Origin of the sequence: Mesorhizobium sp. B2-8-5, from assembly GCF_006440675.2 — a bacterium.
Classification (GTDB): Bacteria; Pseudomonadota; Alphaproteobacteria; order Rhizobiales; family Rhizobiaceae; genus Mesorhizobium.
Map to the genome: position 1 here is coordinate 1,235,073 of NZ_CP083951.1, position 17,768 is coordinate 1,252,840.

17 protein-coding genes are annotated in these 17,768 nt (G+C 64.5%); 11 read left to right on the top strand and 6 right to left on the bottom strand.

Features of this window, described 5'->3' with window-relative positions; translation table 11 throughout:
* Position 1 precedes the first annotated feature (1 nt).
* The 4 genes from FJ430_RS05935 (at position 2) to FJ430_RS05950 (ending at position 2,814) form a co-directional block, all read left to right on the top strand.
* Positions 2-775 (top strand): FadR/GntR family transcriptional regulator, encoded by a 774-nt coding sequence (locus tag FJ430_RS05935; RefSeq protein WP_140704415.1) that lies wholly within the window; start codon positions 2-4, stop codon positions 773-775.
* Positions 776-795: 20 nt separating this feature from the next.
* Positions 796-1,647 (top strand): 5-dehydro-4-deoxy-D-glucuronate isomerase, encoded by an 852-nt coding sequence (kduI, locus tag FJ430_RS05940; RefSeq protein WP_140704418.1) that lies wholly within the window; start codon positions 796-798, stop codon positions 1,645-1,647.
* Positions 1,644-2,411: a 2-dehydro-3-deoxy-D-gluconate 5-dehydrogenase KduD gene (kduD, locus tag FJ430_RS05945; RefSeq protein ID WP_140704420.1), complete on the top strand. Its 768-nt coding sequence runs from the start codon at positions 1,644-1,646 to the stop codon at positions 2,409-2,411. The genes kduI and kduD overlap by 4 nt, the downstream gene beginning before the upstream one ends.
* 70 nt (positions 2,412-2,481) lie before the next feature.
* Positions 2,482-2,814 (top strand): cupin domain-containing protein, encoded by a 333-nt coding sequence (locus FJ430_RS05950; RefSeq protein ID WP_140704422.1) that lies wholly within the window; start codon positions 2,482-2,484, stop codon positions 2,812-2,814.
* On the opposite strand, the gene FJ430_RS05955 is transcribed toward FJ430_RS05950, so the two are convergent.
* Together FJ430_RS05955 and FJ430_RS05960 are read right to left on the bottom strand one after the other, a co-directional pair.
* Positions 2,811-3,890 (bottom strand): glycosyltransferase family 9 protein, encoded by a 1,080-nt coding sequence (locus FJ430_RS05955; RefSeq protein ID WP_181175298.1) that lies wholly within the window; start codon positions 3,888-3,890, stop codon positions 2,811-2,813. The genes FJ430_RS05950 and FJ430_RS05955 overlap by 4 nt on opposite strands.
* 219 nt (positions 3,891-4,109) lie before the next feature.
* Entirely contained in the window at positions 4,110-4,736 is a 627-nt protein-coding gene (locus tag FJ430_RS05960; protein ID WP_140704428.1) for a LysE family translocator, read from the bottom strand.
* A gap of 454 nt (positions 4,737-5,190) precedes the next feature.
* Between FJ430_RS05960 and FJ430_RS05965 the strand changes: the two genes are divergently transcribed.
* Both FJ430_RS05965 and recQ read left to right on the top strand, forming a co-directional pair.
* On the top strand, positions 5,191-6,837 hold the full coding sequence (locus tag FJ430_RS05965) for a hypothetical protein (protein WP_140704431.1): 1,647 nt from the start codon (positions 5,191-5,193) through the stop codon (positions 6,835-6,837).
* A complete protein-coding gene (recQ, locus tag FJ430_RS05970; protein WP_140704433.1) occupies positions 6,837-8,672 on the top strand; it encodes a DNA helicase RecQ in 1,836 nt (611 codons plus the stop codon). Before FJ430_RS05965 ends, recQ begins: the two co-directional genes overlap by 1 nt.
* A gap of 41 nt (positions 8,673-8,713) precedes the next feature.
* Here the strand turns inward: recQ and FJ430_RS05975 are convergent, their stop codons facing one another.
* Positions 8,714-9,286: a TetR/AcrR family transcriptional regulator gene (locus FJ430_RS05975; RefSeq protein ID WP_140704435.1), complete on the bottom strand. Its 573-nt coding sequence runs from the start codon at positions 9,284-9,286 to the stop codon at positions 8,714-8,716.
* A 143-nt stretch (positions 9,287-9,429) separates the two neighbouring features.
* On the opposite strand from FJ430_RS05975, the gene FJ430_RS05980 reads away from it, so the two are divergent.
* Entirely contained in the window at positions 9,430-10,185 is a 756-nt protein-coding gene (locus FJ430_RS05980; RefSeq protein WP_140704437.1) for an MBL fold metallo-hydrolase, read from the top strand.
* A gap of 216 nt (positions 10,186-10,401) precedes the next feature.
* Here FJ430_RS05980 and FJ430_RS05985 read toward each other — a convergent pair whose 3' ends face one another.
* Together FJ430_RS05985 and FJ430_RS05990 are read right to left on the bottom strand one after the other, a co-directional pair.
* Positions 10,402-11,406, bottom strand: coding sequence for a DUF1186 domain-containing protein (locus tag FJ430_RS05985; RefSeq protein WP_140704439.1), 1,005 nt, complete (start codon positions 11,404-11,406; stop codon positions 10,402-10,404).
* 567 nt (positions 11,407-11,973) lie between these two features.
* The gene (locus tag FJ430_RS05990; RefSeq protein ID WP_140704441.1) at positions 11,974-12,429 is read right to left on the bottom strand and encodes a MarR family winged helix-turn-helix transcriptional regulator; all 456 of its coding nucleotides are present in this window, start codon (positions 12,427-12,429) and stop codon (positions 11,974-11,976) included.
* 152 nt (positions 12,430-12,581) lie between these two features.
* Between FJ430_RS05990 and FJ430_RS05995 the strand changes: the two genes are divergently transcribed.
* Genes FJ430_RS05995 through FJ430_RS06010 form a run of 4 tightly spaced genes read left to right on the top strand, consistent with a single transcriptional unit; the run spans position 12,582 to position 17,114 of the window.
* On the top strand, positions 12,582-13,928 hold the full coding sequence (locus FJ430_RS05995) for an MFS transporter (protein ID WP_140704443.1): 1,347 nt from the start codon (positions 12,582-12,584) through the stop codon (positions 13,926-13,928).
* A 48-nt stretch (positions 13,929-13,976) separates the two neighbouring features.
* Positions 13,977-16,022, top strand: a complete 2,046-nt coding sequence (locus FJ430_RS06000; protein WP_140704445.1) for an FUSC family protein — start codon at positions 13,977-13,979, stop codon at positions 16,020-16,022.
* 4 nt (positions 16,023-16,026) lie between these two features.
* On the top strand, positions 16,027-16,236 hold the full coding sequence (locus FJ430_RS06005) for a DUF1656 domain-containing protein (protein ID WP_140704448.1): 210 nt from the start codon (positions 16,027-16,029) through the stop codon (positions 16,234-16,236).
* Positions 16,233-17,114, top strand: coding sequence for an HlyD family secretion protein (locus FJ430_RS06010; RefSeq protein ID WP_181175300.1), 882 nt, complete (start codon positions 16,233-16,235; stop codon positions 17,112-17,114). The genes FJ430_RS06005 and FJ430_RS06010 overlap by 4 nt, the downstream gene beginning before the upstream one ends.
* A gap of 73 nt (positions 17,115-17,187) precedes the next feature.
* Here FJ430_RS06010 and FJ430_RS06015 read toward each other — a convergent pair whose 3' ends face one another.
* Entirely contained in the window at positions 17,188-17,709 is a 522-nt protein-coding gene (locus tag FJ430_RS06015) for a hypothetical protein (RefSeq protein ID WP_140704450.1), read from the bottom strand.
* Positions 17,710-17,768: the final 59 nt, after the last annotated feature.

The following is a 17,768-nucleotide window of genomic DNA, read 5'->3' on the forward strand; positions in this document are numbered from 1 at the left end:
CGTGTCCCAAACAGTTGCCGACCTCAGGGTCGAACGCAAGCCGAAACTGTCGGAGACAGTGGTCGCGGCGATCCGCAAGCAGCTCTTGGCAGGCGAGGTTCCGCCCGGACAGAAGCTGCCAACCGAAGGCCAGCTGACGGAGACTTTCGGCGTCAGCCGCACGGTCATCCGCGAGGCGCTGGCCAAGCTTGCCGCCGATGGCCTGGTCGAAGCGCGGCAAGGCGCCGGCGTCTTCGTCAGCGAGCACATCTCGACGACCTTCGGCGTTTTGGCCGCCGACATGGGAGCCAAGGATTCGGTCGCGCTCAACGTGCTCGAGGTCCGCCTCGCGATCGAGATCGAATCGGCGGGCCTAGCCGCCATCCGACGCAACGCCGCCCAGGAGGCCGCGATCCAGGAGGCCTTCTTCGAGTTCGAGCGGCTGCTGCTCGCCAGCCAGCCGACCGGCCCGGCCGACCTCGCCTTCCACCGCACGATCGCCAGCGCCACCAACAACCCGTTTTATGTCGAGATGCTCGATGTGCTGGGACGCCGCGCCATTCCCTGCGACGTGACCTCGCCCTGGTCGACAGAGCTCGTCCAGTCGGACGAGTACCAGCGCGGCCTGCAGCGCGAGCACCTCGTCATCCTCAATGCGATCTCGGCGGGCGATGCCGAGGCCGCGCGCGAGGCGATGCGCACGCATCTGACCCGCAGCCAGCAGCGCTACCGCGAGCGGCTGCAGGCCAGACAGGCCTATTATGCCAATTCGCTGAAAGCGGCATCGACCGAGTGACCGTCAGACAAGGCCTAGAAATGGACCAGACACACACACAATTCTCCTCGCGCTTCGCCATCGATCCCATCACCGCCGCGGCCATGGGAACAGACGAGCTGCGCCACCATTTCCACGTCGAGGGGCTTTTCCAGCCGGGCCTCGTCAGCCTGACCTACACGCATTACGACCGCATGATCGTCGGCGGCGCCATGCCTATCGACAAGATCCTGCCGCTCGAGGCGATCAAGCCGACCGGAACCAAGGCTTTCCTCGACCGCCGCGAACTGATCGCCGTCAACATCGGCGGCGCCGGCACCGTCACGGCCGACGGCATGGCTTACGAATTGGCGGTGCGCGACATGGTCTATCTCGGCATGGGCGCTGAGCAGGTGTCGTTCGGCTCGGCGGAGCCCGACAAGCCGGCAAAATTCTACCTGCTTAGCGCACCGGCGCATCGGCCCTATCCCAGCCAGTTGATCTGCATCGGCGACGCCAGACGGCTCGACCTCGGCAGCCAGGCGACCAGCAACGAACGCTCGATCTTCCAGTTCATCCACGCCGACGGCGTCAAGACCTGCCAGCTCGTCGTCGGCATCACGCAGCTCGCGCCAGGCTCGGTGTGGAACACCATGCCTTGCCATGTGCATGACCGGCGCATGGAAGCGTATCTCTACTTCGATCTGCCGGAAGGGCAGCGCGTCTTCCACTTCATGGGCGAACCGGACGAGACGCGCCACATCGTCATGCGCAGCGAGGAGGCTGTGCTGTCGCCGGGCTGGTCGATCCATTCGGGCGCCGGCACATCCAACTACGCCTTCATCTGGGCGATGGCCGGCGACAATGTCGACTATACCGACGTCGACCAGGTGGCGATGGATCAATTGCGGTGAGCGACCTTTCCGCCTTCAGCCTTACCGGCAAGCGCATCCTGGTCACCGGCGCCAACACCGGCATCGGCCAAGGCATCGCCGTGTCGATCGCGCGCGCCGGCGGCCTGGTCGTCGGCGTCGGCCGTTCGGCGATGGATGACACCGCCGGGAAAGTCGCGGCCGCGGGCGGCAGCTTCGAAGCGGTGAAGACCGATCTCGGCGATCCGGCCGAGGCAGCCGCCATGCTCGACCGGGTTTGGGACGAGAGCGGCCGGCTCGACGGCCTCGTCAACAATGCCGGCATCATCCGGCGCGCCGATGCGGTCGACCTGAGCGAAGCCGACTGGGACGAGGTGATGGATGTCAATTTGAAGACGATCTTCCGGCTCTGCCAGAGCTTTGCCAGGCGCGTGCTGGCGGAGCCCGGACGGCGCGGCAAGATCGTCAACATCGCGTCGGTGCTGAGTTTCCAGGGCGGCATCCGCGTTGCTTCCTATACGGCCTCGAAGCACGGCGTGCTCGGCCTCACAAGGCTGCTCGCCTGCGAATGGGCGGCGAAAGGCATCAACGTCAACGGCATCGCGCCGGGCTATATCGAGACCAACAACACCGAGGCGCTGCGCGCCGACCCGGACCGCAGCGCGGCCATCCTCGGGCGCATCCCCGCGGCGCGCTGGGGCCGGCCCGACGATATAGGCGACGCAGCCGTGTTCCTGCTTGCGCGGGCGTCGGACTATATGCATGGCGCGGTGGTGCCGGTCGATGGCGGCTGGCTGGCGCGGTGACCGTCTCCCGCCGGAAAACCGCGCCGGACCTTTCCTGGATTTGCTTTACAAGCCGAACGGAAGCTGAGCGATGACCGATATCTTTTCGCATGCGGGCGAAAAAGCCTGGGAGCCGACGCCGGACGGCAACAGGCGGCGCGTGCTGGTGCATACCGACGAATTGATGATGGTCGAGTTCGCCTTCGACAAGGGCGGAGTCGGGGCGCTGCACTCGCATCCGCATGTCCAGGCAAGCTATGTCGCCGAGGGTCGCTTCGAGGTCACTGTCGACGGCCGATCGGAGATCCTCGAAACAGGCAGCAGCTTCATCGTGCCGGCCAATCTCGTGCATGGCGTCAAGGCGCTGGAGGCCGGGCGGCTGGTCGACAGCTTTGCGCCTTGCCGGGCCGATTTCCTCGGTTAGGACAGGTCGGCGGCTCTATCGAACGCCGATTGGACCGGAGCGGTTTCACACCTTTCCGGAACCGCTGCGACCGCCATGTGATCGCGGCGGCCTGCCGCGAGCAGGCGATGCGCGGCATCGAGTATGGCCTCGACCGGCGCGTCGGCGACATAGGCCGAACGGCCTCGCCTTGGCGCCGTGACGACTTCGACCGCGTTTGAAAGGGGGCGCCAGCGCTCCATATTGGCGCCGTTGTTGACGATCACCGCCGGCGTCATGACGGCGGCCATCAGATGCGCCAGTCCGCCCTCCATGCCGATATAGGCGACCGCCATCTCGCCCAGCGCAAGCAAGAGATCGTCGAAGCTTGCAATGTCCGGCGCCAGTTCCGGACCGGCCACCTGGAGGCGGCCTTCCCTTGCGAGGAGCGCCAGTGGCGTCGGCCCGCCGCCGGGGGTCGCCAGATACAGCACCCGGTAGCCGGCATCGATGAGATTGCCGGCAACGGCCACCACCTGATCTTCGCTCATGCACTTCCTGCCCTGGGCATTGCCGCCAAGCAGGACGAGCGGACTGCCGCAACCGCCGCGCAGCTGGCGCGCCAGTGTCCGGGCGGCGTCCGGCACATCGAGCCTGTGGTCGAAAGGCAGATGCCGCCCCGCCAGGCGCTCGACCAGCCGGTGGTAGCGCCAGGCATTGTGTTCCGGCCGCAGCGTCAACCGCGTGCCCCAGCGCAGCGACAGAAGATGGCCGGCAAAGTTCGCTTCGTAGCGGATGCCCCGGCCCACAAGTCGAAGAGCCGTGAGCATGAGGCCCGGCACGCCGGTGCGCAGATCGACAACGATGGCTTTGCGGCCGCGCGGCGCGAATTCGGCGAGGATGGCTGAAAGCGGCGTCTTCGTCCTGAAATCGTCGACGAGATGCGCGACATGCTTGTGCAACGCATGCGACAGCGATGAGCCGCGCATGGCGCCGTAGACGACACGGCTTTGCGGAAAGGCCGTCCTCGCCGCCCGCAGGGCCGGAATCCGCAGCAGGCCGTCGCCAAGCGCGTCGTTGCGGGCATAGAATATCAGCACGGGCGCGGACGAATCCATGGCGGAGACGGATTCCATTGCTGTGGTGTCGGAGAAGCAGGACGACTGCGGAAGAATAATATCAGCAAGCCCCCGGCTGAGTTCTGCAAGAATATGCTTGGTTTCTTTTATAAAGAAAGCGCGATCTCGTCACCCCGCCGACGCCGGCCATGCGGGCCTTCTGTCGCGAATTCGGCTATGACATGCCTGCCTGGGGCCGGCGCCGCCGGGTGAAGCGTCTCAGCGCTGCTGCAGCGCCAGGCGTATGCCGAGCGCGCAATAGATGCCGCCGACCACCTTGCCCTGCCATTTCAACACCGCCGGATTGCGGCGCAGCAAGGAACCCAGGCCGCCCGCGCTGACGGCGAAGACGACCGTGCTGAAGAGCCCGAGCAGAACAAAGATGATACCCAGCAGCATCAGCTGCAGCACCACGAAACCACCTTGCGGGTGCACGAATTGCGGCAGGAAGGCCAGGAAGAACAGCGCGGTCTTCGGATTGAGCACTTCGGTCAGGATCGCCTGCCGGAAGGCCCCGCCCGCGGAAATGGGGAGGGTCGTGGCCGCCAGATCTGCCGGCGCCTTTTCGAAAATGGCGCGGATGCCGAGATAAACGAGATAGGCCGCGCCGATATATTTGACGATGCTGAACAGCATCGCCGAAGCGGCGACGACGGCCGAAATGCCGACGATGGCCATGATGGTGTGGATCACGTCGCCAGCCGCGACACCGGCGCCGGTGGCGATGCCGACCTTCGTGCCCGAGCTCGTCGCCCGCGCGACCGTGAGCAGCGTCGCCGGCCCCGGGATGAAGACGAAGCCTAACACGACCGCGATGTAGGTGACGAGCGTCGCGGGATCGATCATGCCAAGGCTCCTTTTGCGTCGAGCGTCGCTCTTCATTCGGAGCGGCTCGGCGTTATAGCACCGCAGAACGGGCCGGGGGAACTCTCGGGCGGCGAAGTCGGCGATCGCCGCGATTCGAGCGGAATGTCATGACGGCCTTCCACGCTTCGATGATTTCGTCGCAAGCGTACGCTGTCCCCACAGCCCTGTCGTTCGAAGCCGCCGGGAATGGACCGCGGCATTGCTTTGACCTTTCGTTTCAATGCACGTCGTTGTATCGAACGACAAGGCCGAACGATGCCGGATCGGCAATCGAGCCAAGGCGCCTGCCCCAGGCGGCGGCAAGATCAAGGGGGGCTGGCTTGGAAGAGCAAGCGACATGTGAGACCCGGCGAAGCCGGGCTGGAACGTGCAGGCTCCACGACAGGCGCGCTTGTCGCCAGGATGGAATCGGCGACCGGAAGCAGCCTGCCGCATGATCGCGCCACCCATTCTCACCGCGAGCCGGCTTGGGCTTATTGTGACGCCGGACATGTTGCCCGGCGGCGATGGGATCAACATCAACGGGCCGTCGCTTATCGGCATGCCGGACTGGGCGCCTGGGCGGCAGGGCGCCTACTATCTCTATTTCGCCGATCACGGGGGTTCTTATATCCGCCTCGCCTACGCCGATTCGATCGAAGGCCCGTGGCGCATCCATCCCGGCGGGGTACTGTCCCTCGCTCAATGTCCGTTCATCAAAGGCCACATCGCGTCTCCCGACGTTCATGTCGATCAGCGGAATCGCCGCTTCGTTATGTATTTTCACGGACCGGCAAAAGGCGGAGAAGGCCAGACGACCTTTGCCGCGACATCCGGTGACGGCCTTCATTTCAATCCGCTTTCCGAGCCGCTCGGGCCTTCCTATGCCCGGTTCTTCCGCCACGATCAGTGGTGGTACGGTCTTCTCGGGACAGGAGCCATCACCGTCTTCCGCTCCAGGACCGGCATCTCCGATTTCGAACGGGGCCCGGCCGTTCTGTCCGGCATGAAGCATCTTCCCACCCCGAGGCATCTTGCACTGCAGAAATCCGGTCGCTGGCTGCGGGTCTTTTACACGCGCAGGGGCGACGCGCCGGAACGGATACTTCACGGCACGATCGATCTCGCCGAGGACTGGAGACGCTGGACGGTCAAGGGCGAGACCGTACTGCTGCGGCCGCAGACGGACTTCGAAGGCGCGGGCTTGCCGGTTTGCCCCAGCCGGGACGGGCCGGCCGAAGGCGCGGAGAACGCGTTGCGCGATCCTGCGATTTTCGAGGAGAGAGGCCGCACCTGGCTGCTCTACGCCGTTGCCGGAGAGAGCGGCATCGCCTTGGCCGAGATCACGTCGAGGGACGTTCCTGGCAAAGCAGCCCAGATGCCGGCGACCACTCTGCGCCGTGGCGCAAGACGACTGTTCTGGCGATTGCGCAAGGCTGCGCCCCGGCTGCCCTCTGCAATGACGTTTCGCAAAAGAATCTTCATTGCCGGCTGTGCTCGCAGCGGAACCACGCTAAGCCGTCGTTTGATGGCGTGTTTCGACGATATCTATGTTCATAGGGACGAAGCGCCGTATCAGGCGCTGCTCGAACTGGATCGCCCCGAAGTCAATCTGGTCGTCAAACGCACCTATGAGAGCCATAAGGACATCGAGCATCTGCCTGGCTCGGTCGGATTGATCTATTGCGTGCGGCATCCTTTCGACGTGCTCACAAGCTCCCATCCAGAGACGGTGAACGAACGGCGTTTTCACGTAACGACCGAGCGCTGGGAGGCGGAGTATGACGGGTTGACGCGCCTTAGAAAGGCTCAACCCGAAAGAGCCGTTTTCTATCTGCGCTATGAGGAATTGATCGCCGAACCCGATATCGTCCAGGGCAGGATCGCCCGGTCGTTCGGCCTGTCACCGGTCACGCTTTACAGCCGCGATGCGGACAATCCGATACGGCCGACGTCGCTGAGAAAATGGGAGCGCAATGAAGAATTCCAGACCTATCTGCATAGCCTGCCAGCGGCGTTCCTCGCCCGCGTGGAGAGCTTCTGCCACGAATTCGGCTACGAAATGCCGGCCTACACCTTGAACGCGGGAACGGCGCGGTGATGCCGGCGCAGGCAGTGAGCATCCGGGCCGAGGATCACAAGCGGCGCGTCCTGAAGGATGTGTTCGGCTTCGACGATTTTCGCCCCGGGCAAGCGACCGTGATCGAGGCGTTGCTGTCCGGGCGGCATGTGCTGGCGGTGATGCCGACAGGCGCCGGCAAATCGCTCTGCTATCAGGTTCCGGCGCTGGTCAAAGGCGGGCTTACCATCGTGGTGTCGCCGCTGGTGGCGCTGATGCAGGACCAGGTCGCCGCCTTGCGCCTTGCCGGCGTGGCCGCCGACACCATCAATTCCTCGCTCGACCGCGACGCCAATGTCGCTGCCTGGCGCCGCGTGGCGTCCGGGCAGACGCGGCTGCTCTATATGGCGCCGGAGCGGCTGATGACGGAGCGGATGCTCGAAGCCCTGTCCCGGCTCGATGTCGGCCTGATTGCCATCGACGAGGCGCATTGCATCTCGCAATGGGGACCGGCCTTCCGGCGCGAATATGAAGACCTGTCGCAATTGCGCGGCGTGTTTCCGCAGGTGCCCATCATCGCGCTGACGGCGACGGCGGACGAGGCCACGCGCGCCGACATCGAAGCGCGGCTGTTTGCCGGGCGCGCCGAAACCCTGGTGCTGGGCTTCGACCGGCCCAATATCAAGCTGGCGATAGAGCCCAAGCAGGACAGCAAGCGCCAGCTGCTGCGCTTCATCGAGCGTCACCAGGGCAAGAGCGGCATCATCTATTGCCTGTCGCGCCGCAAGACAGAAGAAATGGCGGCTTTCCTGGAGAAGAACGGCGTGCGCGCGCTCGCCTACCATGCCGGCATGAGCAAGGAGGTGCGAGAGGCGAACCAGAACACCTTCATGAGCCTGTCCGGCGTCGTCATGGTGGCGACCATCGCTTTCGGCATGGGCATCGACAAGCCCGATGTCGCCTATGTCTTCCACACCGACCTGCCCGGCAGCCTGGAGGCGTATTACCAGGAGATCGGCCGTGCCGGCCGCGATGGCCGAGCGGCGGAAGCGCACATGCTCTACGGCGCCGGCGACATCCGCACGCGCCGGATGTTCATCGACGACGAGGATACCTCGCCCGAGCACAAAAGACGGGCGCATCGCCGGCTCGACACGCTGATCGGCTATTGCGAGACGGCGCAGTGCCGGCGCCAGGTGCTGCTCGGCTATTTCGGCGAGGAGGCGCAAGCCTGCGGCAATTGCGACAACTGCCTCGACCAGGCGCCGCGCGCCGATGGCGGGGCGGAGGCGCGGATCATCCTCGCGGCCGTCGTGCAGAGCGGCGAGCGCTTCGGCGCCGCCCATGTCATCGACATCCTGCTCGGCCACGAGACCGAAAAGGTGCTGGCCAGAGGCCATCAGCAGCTCGCCAGCTTCAGGACCGGCATCATGCACCGGAAGCCGGTCTGGCTGTCGCTCATCCGGCAACTTGTCGCCGGCGGCTTCCTGGTGCCGGATCCCGACGGCCATGGCGGCCTCGCCATCTCGGAAAGCGGCCGCGCGCTCGGCCGCGGCGAGGTTGCGTTCGAGTATCGTGTCGAAGGCCGGGACCGTCTGGCGCGCGGCAGGAAGCGTGCCGCGCAAGGCTCTGCCACGGGCGAGGGCGTGGACACTTCCTTGCTGGCCGCGCTCAAGACGCTGCGGCTGCGGCTCGCCAAGGAACGCCAGGTGCCGGCCTATGTGGTGTTTTCCGACCGCACCCTGATCGACATGGCCGAGCGCCGTCCGCGCGACCTCGACGACTTTGCCGAAGTGAACGGCGTGGGTGCAGCGAAGCTCAAGGAGTTCGGGGAGGCGTTCTTGAGTGCGATCGCGGCGCACCCGTCAGAAAGCTGACAACACGCACGTCTCAGCCTACTGCCGCCGGAGTCTGCCGCTTAACCCACGCCTTGGACGGCCTGAACCATGGCGTTTACGGCTTCAACGGGCTGCAGGCCAGCTTCGCGCACCAGCGTGCGCCAGGTGAAGAAGCTCAGCGCCACCCGTAGCAACGCTCGCTGGCTGCCGCCAAGGCCTTCGCCGAGCACCCCCTGGCAGGTCGCGAAATACGGGCCGATGCTCATCTCGACAGCCTCCCGGGTTGGCGGGTGATGTTCGGCGTCGCGCAACACGCTGGCCACCACGCTTTCATTGCGCCCGTACCATTCATAGATCGCCAGCAGCGCGATCCTCATCCGTTCGCCTGGGTCGGCCACAACTCGCCACGGCTCCGGGCTCGGCAGCGGATGCGTCTCCATATGCGTGCTCGAGCAGGCCTGCAGCAGGCTGCGCTCGTCGGGGAAGTGGGCGTAGAGCGTGTGTCGCTGAACGCCGGCACGCTCGGCGACCAAGCTGAAGGTCGTTGCTGCGGGACCAACGCTACCGTGCAGGTCGATCGCAGCTTCGACGATGCGCCGCCGGGTTTCCGCCTGCTGCTCGGCACGGCGTTTAAGGGTGTATTTGCGGGTCATGTATTTAAATGCACACGTATGTGCATCCATTGTTGACAGGGCTCTAATATTTCGCTACACACATATGTACTTCGATTTTGGTCGAAGTCCAGCCCGGGATCAACCGGGAGAGGGAACGCAACCATTGTTTTGCAGGAGATTCCATGGAAACGAAAATCGACGAAATCGCCGAGGGCATCTACCGCCTATCGACCTATGTATCGGACATCGCTCCGCCCGTCGGCTTCACCTTCAACCAGTTCCTGGTCATGGGCGATGAGCCGCTCATGTTCCACACCGGTCTGCGGAAGCTGTTCGCGCTCAACCGCGACGCGCTTGCCCGTATCATCCCGCCGGAGCGTCTTCGCTGGATTGGATTTGGCCATTTCGAATCCGACGAATGCGGCGCCATGAACGAGTGGCTCTCCGTTGCGCCGCAAGCAACGGCCGCGCACGGACAGACAGGCGTTTACGTGTCGCTCAACGATTTCGCGGATCGTGCGCCGCGGGTGCTGAAGGATGGCGAGGTGATGGACATCGGCGGCGGCAAGCGCGTGCGCTTCATCGATACACCGCACACGCCGCATGGCTGGGACGCCGGCGTCATGTACGAGGAATCGACCGGCACCCTGCTCTGCGGCGATCTGTTCACCCAACTCGGCAACGACCGCGCGCTGACCGACGGCGATGTTGTCGGCCCGGCGATCGCCGCCGAGGATCTGTTCAAATATTCGGCACTCAATCCCGGCATGGGCACGACGATCCGCGAGCTTGCCAAGCTCGCGCCACGCACTCTGGCGCTCATGCACGGCCCGTCATTTTCCGGCGACGGGGCTGCGGCCCTGCGGGCGCTTGCCGACGACTACGACCGCCGTGTCTCGGCTCAGATGACCGAAGCCATGCAGAGGCTGGCAGCATGAGCGCGCTCGTAGACGGTACAAAGACGGACTGCCGGATCACCGGCGTTTGCAGCCGGCAGGGGCGCACCTGCCCGAACGCCGGCTTCGTATGCTGCATCCTGCTTCGGGCTCAGGATGTCAGTCCTGCGAAGGGCACCGCGCGAATGCGTAGCCTGAAATGAATGAGCGGCCTCCTTCGCCAAGGCTTCGGAGGCCATCTTCGCGAAGGATCGCCAATCAGCTGGCGAGGCAGCATTTCTTGAATTTCTTGCCGCTTCCGCAAGGGCACGGATCGTTGCGCCCGATGTCGCGCCAAGGGTTGGTGGCTGGTGTGACGCTGGAGAAGGCCCGGTCCAGCCATGAGGCTTGCCCATCCTCGTCCTCGTCAAGATCGAAATCGTCGTCGCCGAACTCGAAGTCGTCGTCGCCAAAATCGAAGTCGTCGTCATCGTCAAGGCCGCGGGTCCAATCCAGCGCCACAAGGACATCCTCGATGTAACTCAGACTGGCGCGATCGAACCGGCCGATGTCGCCGGGCTGCTGCTCGGCTTCCCGCAGGTCGCTTTCGAAATCACTGCGTTCAAGCGCATCTTCCGGGATACGGCCCTCGTCCCAAGCGCTGTAGACAAGCGGAACGAGGTCTCGCAGGTCAAGCATCGCGATGGCTTGCAGCCAGCCGATCCACGTGTAATCCCAGTCGTCGGCAAGCCTCTCCCTGTAGAACCGTTCCACGAAATCCCTTGTCCGGTCGCGCTCGATGCGACCTTCCCAGGTCAAAAAGGTCACCGCGCCAAACGCCGCGTCGCGAATGAATTCGTCGGCGGAGCGGTCGGCAATGATGCCGAACAGCGCTTCGGCGTCGCCATCGAATACGCCTACGATGATGCGCGACAAGGTTTCGGTTATGGCGTCGCCAAGCAGCCGGTCGGCTTCCTTCCCAGGGCGGCGCAGCAGACGCAGCAAAGGTTGGCATGCCTGGGTGTCACGGGCGCCGCCGAGGATATACACGCCCCTGAAGAGCAGCATCTCTTCATCGTCCGACAAAGGCTGTCCGTTGGCGGCGCGTTCAAGGACGGCGCGCAGCGCAGGCGCTGATTCTTCTATCCTGATCGTGCAGACCGCGATTGCGAGATTCGGCACCTCGCGTTCGGTCGCCACGGCATGGAGATAGCGGTCTATCGGATACAGCTCGAAGTCGCTGCTGTCGTCGGAAAGCAGCTTTTCCAAATCTTCTTTTTTCATCGCGTCCAGTCGCGTCGATGGAGCCCTGGCTAGGCGCCGTGCTATCGATTCCCCAGCCACACACTTGTGTCAATCATGAGAGCGACGATGAGCGAATACCAATACTACGAATTCCAGGCGGTCGATCGTTCCCTTAGCAACACTGATCGCCAGGGGCGTTTCCTCGAACGTTTGACGTTGCCGGGATAGATGGCGCTTCCCTGAGAAAGACGAACGGTCATCAACGCTCTGGGACCCGCAGGACGCACGCCTGCACCGTCGGATTCAGGCTGGGTCACGGGAGGGTGTCTTCCAGGACAGCTGCACAGGCGCGACCGGACTACCGGCGACACCCCGAGGCGGGATACCCTTCGGAAGCGTCGTCCGTTCCGATGCCGTCGATATCATCAACAGGCGATTGTGCCGCTCCATGCCCAGACACGCCAGTCGTGCCCCCGATAGCCGGCAGTCTCACGATAAATGCGACTGAGGCAATGCGGATCGCTCGGCGGGCGATCGATGGCTGTGGCCGCCGAGCTGCCGGTCCGACGTCTCTGGCGAATAGCCCCGGCGCCAACAAGCCGCCGCTCAGCCCTCGCCGAGCTTGTTGGCGAGCTCCGCCTGGATCTGGCGCAAAACAACGGAGGCGGTCTCGAGCTCTTCGTCGCCGATCAGCGAGACCAGCTCGTGCCTGAGCTCGGCAAGCACCGCGTTGATGGTTTTCATCCGCGCCTCGCCTTCCTTGGTCAGCGACACGATCTTGGCCCGGCGGTCGCTTGGATCCTCCCGTCTCGCGACAAGGCCTTCCGCCACCAGAAGGTCGATAAGACGGACCAGCGAAGGACCTTCGAGGCCGGCCTGTTCGGCAACCGCGCCCTGGCGAGCTTCGCCGCCCAATTGCCACAGCGCCAGAAGGGGCATGGCCATGGCGTGGGACAGGCCGCAGCGATCCAGCCGCTCGTTGGCGGTGCGGCGCCAGAGGCGCGCCACGTTGGTTATGATCTGGCCGATCGTTTCGCGGCTTCTGGACCGTTCATTTTCCATTGCTAATCGTTCGCATACAATCTATTAGGATGCAATCTATATCGGCGAGACAACACGATCGATCCGTTGTATCCGGACAGATCCGTTCTCACCAAGTCTCCGTTCTCAACACGGGGGACCGGCCTCGGCCCGTTCCCCCAAAGGTGTTTTCGATGTCCGTTGCCTTCGACGCAGTGCCAGCAGCTTCCCCCGCCAATCCCCGCTCCAGGGTGATCCTGGCGAGCCTCATAGGCACCACGATCGAGTTCTACGATTTCTATGTCTATGCCACGGCGGCGGTGCTCGTGTTCCCGCATCTGTTCTTCCCCTCCGGCAACGACACGACGGCGCTGCTCGCCTCATTCGCGGTGTTCGGCGCGGCCATGATCGCGCGGCCGCTGGGCGCGATCTTCTTCGGCCATCTCGGCGACCGGCGCGGCCGCAAGATCACGCTGGTCGGCGCGCTGCTCACCATGGGCCTGGCGACATTCCTGATCGGCCTGCTCCCGACCTATGCGAGCACTGGATGGCTGGCGCCGGCCCTTCTGGTGGTGCTGCGCCTCGCTCAGGGTTTTGCCCTCGGCGGAGAGTGGAGCGGCGCGGCGCTGGTCGCGACCGAGAACGCGCCGAAGGGCAAGCGCGCCGTCTACGGCACTTTTCCGCAATTGGGCGCGCCGATCGGCTTCATCATCGCCAACGGCCTGTTCCTGATCATCGCCGCCATGTTGCCCTCGGACGACCCCTCGCGGCCTTCCATGGCCTTCCTGTCCTGGGGCTGGCGCATCCCGTTCCTGTTTTCGCTGATCATGGTGGCCATCGGCCTCTGGGTGCGGCTGAACCTCGTCGAAAGCGCCGCCTTCGACAACACCGTGCGCGCCGGCAAGGTCAGGAAGATGCCGTTGGCCTCGGTCGTCAACACGCATTGGAAAGAGCTCGTCCTCGGCACGTTCTACATGCTCGCCACCTATGTGCTGTTCTACCTGATGACGACGTTTTCGCTGAGCTACGGCCGCGCCGCGCCCTCGGCCGCCGTGCCCGGCCTCGGCTATGGCTACACGACCTTCGTGCTGATGATGATCATCGGCGTGGTCTTCTTCGGCGTCTTCACCATGGTCTCGGGGCCCTGGGCCGATCGCTGGGGCCGGCGCCGCACGCTGATCTGGATCACCATCGCCATCGCGATCTTCGGGCTGTCATGGGTGCCGATGCTGCATGCCGGCACGGTCGGCGTCATGGCTTGGCTCATCATCGGCTTCAGCCTGATGGGCATGACCTTCGGCCCGATGGGAGCGCTGTTGCCTGAACTTTTCCCGGCCAATGTGCGCTACACCGGCTCGGGCATTTCCTACAACGTGTCGTCCATCCTCGGCGCCGCGGTCGCGCCTTTCATCGCCGTGGCGCTGTGGAGCACGGGCGGCGGGCCTCTCTGGGTCGGCGTCTATCTCTCGGCCATGGCGGTGCTCACGCTGGTCGCCCTGCTGATCGGGCGCGAGACCAAGGATGTTGACATCAACCGCTAGCCAACCGTGGCGCCCGCCAGTGAGCAGGCGGGCGCGAGAGCCAAACCCATGACGCTTCCCTCCTGGCAGGACTGGCTGTTTTCGATCAAGGCGTTCCTCGCCTCGATGCTGGCGCTCTATATAGCGCTTTCGTTCGATCTGCCGCGGCCATACTGGGCCATGGCCGCCGTCTATGTGGTGGCCAATCCGCTTGCCGGCGCGACCTCGTCCAAAGGGCTCTACCGCGCGCTCGGCACGCTGATCGGCGCGGCCGGGGCCGTCCTGCTGTTGCCGACCTTCGTCAATTCGCCGCTCTTGATGAGCATCGCCGTGGCGCTGTGGACAGGGGTTCTGCTCTACATCTCGATGCTCGACCGCACGCCGCGCAGCTATGTCTTCATGCTCGCCGGCTATTCGCTGCCGCTGATCGCGCTGCCGGCCGTCGATGCGCCGCAGACGATCTTCGACATCGCCTCGGCGCGCAGCCAGGAGATCATCCTCGGCATCGTCTGCGCCAGCTTGGTGGCGCAGCTGGTGTTCCCGATCGGGCTATCTTCCCTGATGTCGTCGCGTATCTCCACTTGGCTGGGCGACGCCGCCCAGTGGGCCGGTGAAATCCTGCGCGGCGAGGGCGCTGCGCGGCCGGCGCCTCCGGTCCGGCAGAAGCTGGCATCCGACATTTCCGGCTTCGACATCCTCATCAGCCAACTCGGATACGATCACCAGACGCACGGGCTTACGCGGCAGGCGCGGCAATTGCGCGGGCGTCTCATGCTGCTGCTTCCCCTGCTTTCCTCGCTCGATGACCGGCTTCATGAACTGAGATCGCAGGACCGGGTGCTGCGCGACGATCTCATCGCCCTGCTCGACGATGTCGGGTGCTGGCTGCAGGCCGTGGCCGATCCTGACCGCGCCGTCGCGCTGCGTTCGCGCATCGCCGATCTGCGTCCGCCTGCCTATGCCGTTGACTGGAAGAGCCTGATCCTAGACAGCGCGCTCGCCCGGCTGCGCGAGATCGTCGATGCCTGGCACGATTGCCTCGTCCTGAAGAAGCAGATCGCGACCGGCGAATCCAGCGGTGAAAAGCTTGCTTTCCGCCGGCGCCGGACCTTCTCGCGCACCCGCCATCACGATTATGGAATGCTGTTCTTCTATGCCGCTTCGGTGATCGTCGCCGTCCTGATTGCCTTCGCCCTGTGGATCTACTCGGGCTGGGCCGAAGGCTCCGGATTCGTGCTGATGGTGGCGGTCGCCTGCTCGTTCTTCGCGGCGACCGACCGGCCCGCGCCGCTTCTCCTGTCGATGTTCATCTGGTGCACGGCGAGCCTTGTGGTCACCGCGGCCTATCAGTTCGCCATCCTGCCCTCGATCCAGAGCTTTCCGTTGCTGGTTCTCGTGCTGGCGCCGCCGTTCCTTGTGCTCGGCACTATCATTCCAAGGCCTCAGCTCAACATGCTGGCGATGCTGCTCACCGTGAACACGGCGTCGTTCATCGCGCTCAGCGACAGGTTTTCCGCCGATTTCACCTCCTTCGCGGGCGGTGGGCTCGCCGCGCTCGCCGGCGTCGGTTTCGCGCTTGTGTGGACGCTGGTGGTCCGGCCTTTCGGTGGCGAGATCGCCGCCCGGCGACTGGTGCATGCCGGCTGGTCCGACCTTGCCCAGCTTGCCGCGGGCGAGCGCGCCGAGGACCAGCGCAGGCTCGCGGGGCGCATGCTCGATCGCCTCGGGCAACTCGTTCCCCGGCTCGCATCCATGGAAAACAAGGAGCTGTCGACGATCGACGGCTATGCGGAAATCAGGCTGGGGCTGAACATCGTGGAGTTGCAGCGGCTGCGCAACCGGCTCACCTCGGACGAAAGGACAGCGGTCGGCGAGGTTCTGTCCGCCATTGCCGTGCTGTTCAAGGAGCGGCTCCGGCTCGGCGAGCCTGTTGCGGCGTCACCGGGGCTGCGCGAACGCATCGACGCCGCGCTCGCCCTCGTCGCGGGCCGTCAGGCCGCGCCGGCGCGGCGATCCGTCGACGCGCTGGTCGGGCTGCGGCGCGCGCTGTTCCGAAACGCCGCGCCACCCGTTCATTCGACAGTGCCGGAGCCGATGCTCCTGGTAGCGGAGTAGATACATGCAGAACGATATCAGCATTGGCGGTGTCTATCTGCCGGGGCTTCTGGTCGCGATGCTGGCGGCCTTCGTGGTGGCCCGGATCGTCTGGCAGGTGCTGTCGTGGACCGGCCTCTATTCGTTTGTCTGGCACCGGGCGCTTTTCAACCTCGCGCTGTACATCCTCATCCTCGGGGCAATGTCCTCGCTCTCAAATCGGCTGTTCTCATGAAATACCGTCTTCTTCGACTGACCGGCAGGGTCCTCGTCACGGCCGCCGTCGTCGCCGTCGCCTGCGTCGCCGCCTGGAAGCTGTGGGACGACAACATGAGTGCCCCATGGACGCGCGACGCGCATGTGCGCGCCGATGTCGTCGGCGTCACGCCGGACGTCTCAGGTCTCGTGGCCGAGGTCCTGGTCAAGGACAACCAGGCGGTCAGGAAGGGCGACGTGCTGTTCCAGGTCGACCGCCAGCGCTTTGCCGTCGCCCTTGTGCAGGCGCAGGCGGTGGTGGAGGGCCGACAGGCGACGCTCGACCAGGCGAGGAGAAACCTGGAACGTCTGAAACGCCTGACAGCCTCGGCGGTCAGCGTCCAGCAGATCGAGGAGGCGCAATCGAGCGTGGCCGAGGCGGAGTCGGAAAGCCTGCAGGCAAGCGCTGCGCGCGACCTGGCGCAGCTCAATCTCGACCGCGCGCAAGTCAGGGCGCCGGTCAACGGCATCATCACCAATCTCAGCCTTCGCCCTGGCGACTATGTCACGACGGGCGCGGCCACGATGGCGCTGGTCGACACCGACACGGTCCGCATCGACGGCTATTTCGAGGAGACGAAACTGCCGCGCATCGAGGTCGGCGCCAGGGCGTCGATCCGACCGATGGGATGGAAATCGTCACTGTCGGGCCATGTCGCAAGCATTGCCGCCGGCATCGAGGACCGCGAACGCACCTCCGGGACGCTGCTGGCGGACATCAACCCGACCTTCACCTGGGTGCGGCTGGCGCAGCGCGTTCCGGTGCATATCGTGCTCGACGGCGACGCCGCCACCAAGGCGAGGCTGGTCGTCGGAACCTCCGCGACAGTGACCATCGACCGGGCGGCCGCCGACTGAAAACCCGACGATCGGGTCACTCACCAAGCTGTGGCTGCGACCAGCTTACCGCCAATCGATCTGCTTGAGCCGGCTAACGCCAAAGGCACACCCGGACGTCATTTCCAACGTAGCAGGCGCCTTCGCGGTGAAGCTCTCCCCAATCTTTTCCGTCGCCGTGCGTGTCGCGAATATCCCCGTTCGCATAGCCCGCCCAAAGATCGCCGTCCTTGTAGACAACGGCCCAGTAATCCTTGGACATTTCACCGGCCCCGCTATGCGTGTCGGGATAGTCGATACTCGCAAATACCTGATGAGGTCCCTGGATGTTGAAATCGCCGCCCTGCTCGATCTGATAGGAGCATTTTCCGGAGATGCGGGTCTGACCATGAACGACAAGCAGGCAGCGGCCCCATTTGTAACCGCTCGGCAAACGATGCTGTGGTTGCGCATGCGAAGGCGAAACGGAAAAAGCAATTGCCAGGGCAGCCGCGATGGTTCGACCAATCAACAGCCGATCCGAAGAGCGACCGGGACACAGTTGGATTTCGCCCAGCGCGCATATCGAACGATCCTTCGCAGGATGATCCCCTGAGATCATATTATTATCGACCATGGTCGGATTTCTGTCACGCGTATGTGTGCTGCTTCACGACCCGGGTATGGATCGATCGA

Excerpts from the sequence above, each read along its gene's own strand:
- kduI (WP_140704418.1), top strand. The coding sequence starts at position 796 with ATGGACCAGACACACACACAATTCTCCTCGCGCTTCGCCATCGATCCC.
- FJ430_RS05950 (WP_140704422.1), top strand. The coding sequence starts at position 2,482 with ATGACCGATATCTTTTCGCATGCGGGCGAAAAAGCCTGGGAGCCGACG.
- FJ430_RS05955 (WP_181175298.1), bottom strand. The coding sequence starts at position 3,890 with ATGGATTCGTCCGCGCCCGTGCTGATATTCTATGCCCGCAACGACGCG.
- FJ430_RS05960 (WP_140704428.1), bottom strand. The coding sequence starts at position 4,736 with ATGATCGATCCCGCGACGCTCGTCACCTACATCGCGGTCGTGTTAGGC.
- FJ430_RS05965 (WP_140704431.1), top strand. The coding sequence starts at position 5,191 with ATGATCGCGCCACCCATTCTCACCGCGAGCCGGCTTGGGCTTATTGTG.
- recQ (WP_140704433.1), top strand. The coding sequence starts at position 6,837 with ATGCCGGCGCAGGCAGTGAGCATCCGGGCCGAGGATCACAAGCGGCGC.
- FJ430_RS05975 (WP_140704435.1), bottom strand. The coding sequence starts at position 9,286 with ATGACCCGCAAATACACCCTTAAACGCCGTGCCGAGCAGCAGGCGGAA.
- FJ430_RS05980 (WP_140704437.1), top strand. The coding sequence starts at position 9,430 with ATGGAAACGAAAATCGACGAAATCGCCGAGGGCATCTACCGCCTATCG.
- FJ430_RS05985 (WP_140704439.1), bottom strand. The coding sequence starts at position 11,406 with ATGAAAAAAGAAGATTTGGAAAAGCTGCTTTCCGACGACAGCAGCGAC.
- FJ430_RS05990 (WP_140704441.1), bottom strand. The coding sequence starts at position 12,429 with ATGGAAAATGAACGGTCCAGAAGCCGCGAAACGATCGGCCAGATCATA.
- FJ430_RS05995 (WP_140704443.1), top strand. The coding sequence starts at position 12,582 with ATGTCCGTTGCCTTCGACGCAGTGCCAGCAGCTTCCCCCGCCAATCCC.
- FJ430_RS06000 (WP_140704445.1), top strand. The coding sequence starts at position 13,977 with ATGACGCTTCCCTCCTGGCAGGACTGGCTGTTTTCGATCAAGGCGTTC.
- FJ430_RS06005 (WP_140704448.1), top strand. The coding sequence starts at position 16,027 with ATGCAGAACGATATCAGCATTGGCGGTGTCTATCTGCCGGGGCTTCTG.
- FJ430_RS06010 (WP_181175300.1), top strand. The coding sequence starts at position 16,233 with ATGAAATACCGTCTTCTTCGACTGACCGGCAGGGTCCTCGTCACGGCC.
- FJ430_RS06015 (WP_140704450.1), bottom strand. The coding sequence starts at position 17,709 with ATGGTCGATAATAATATGATCTCAGGGGATCATCCTGCGAAGGATCGT.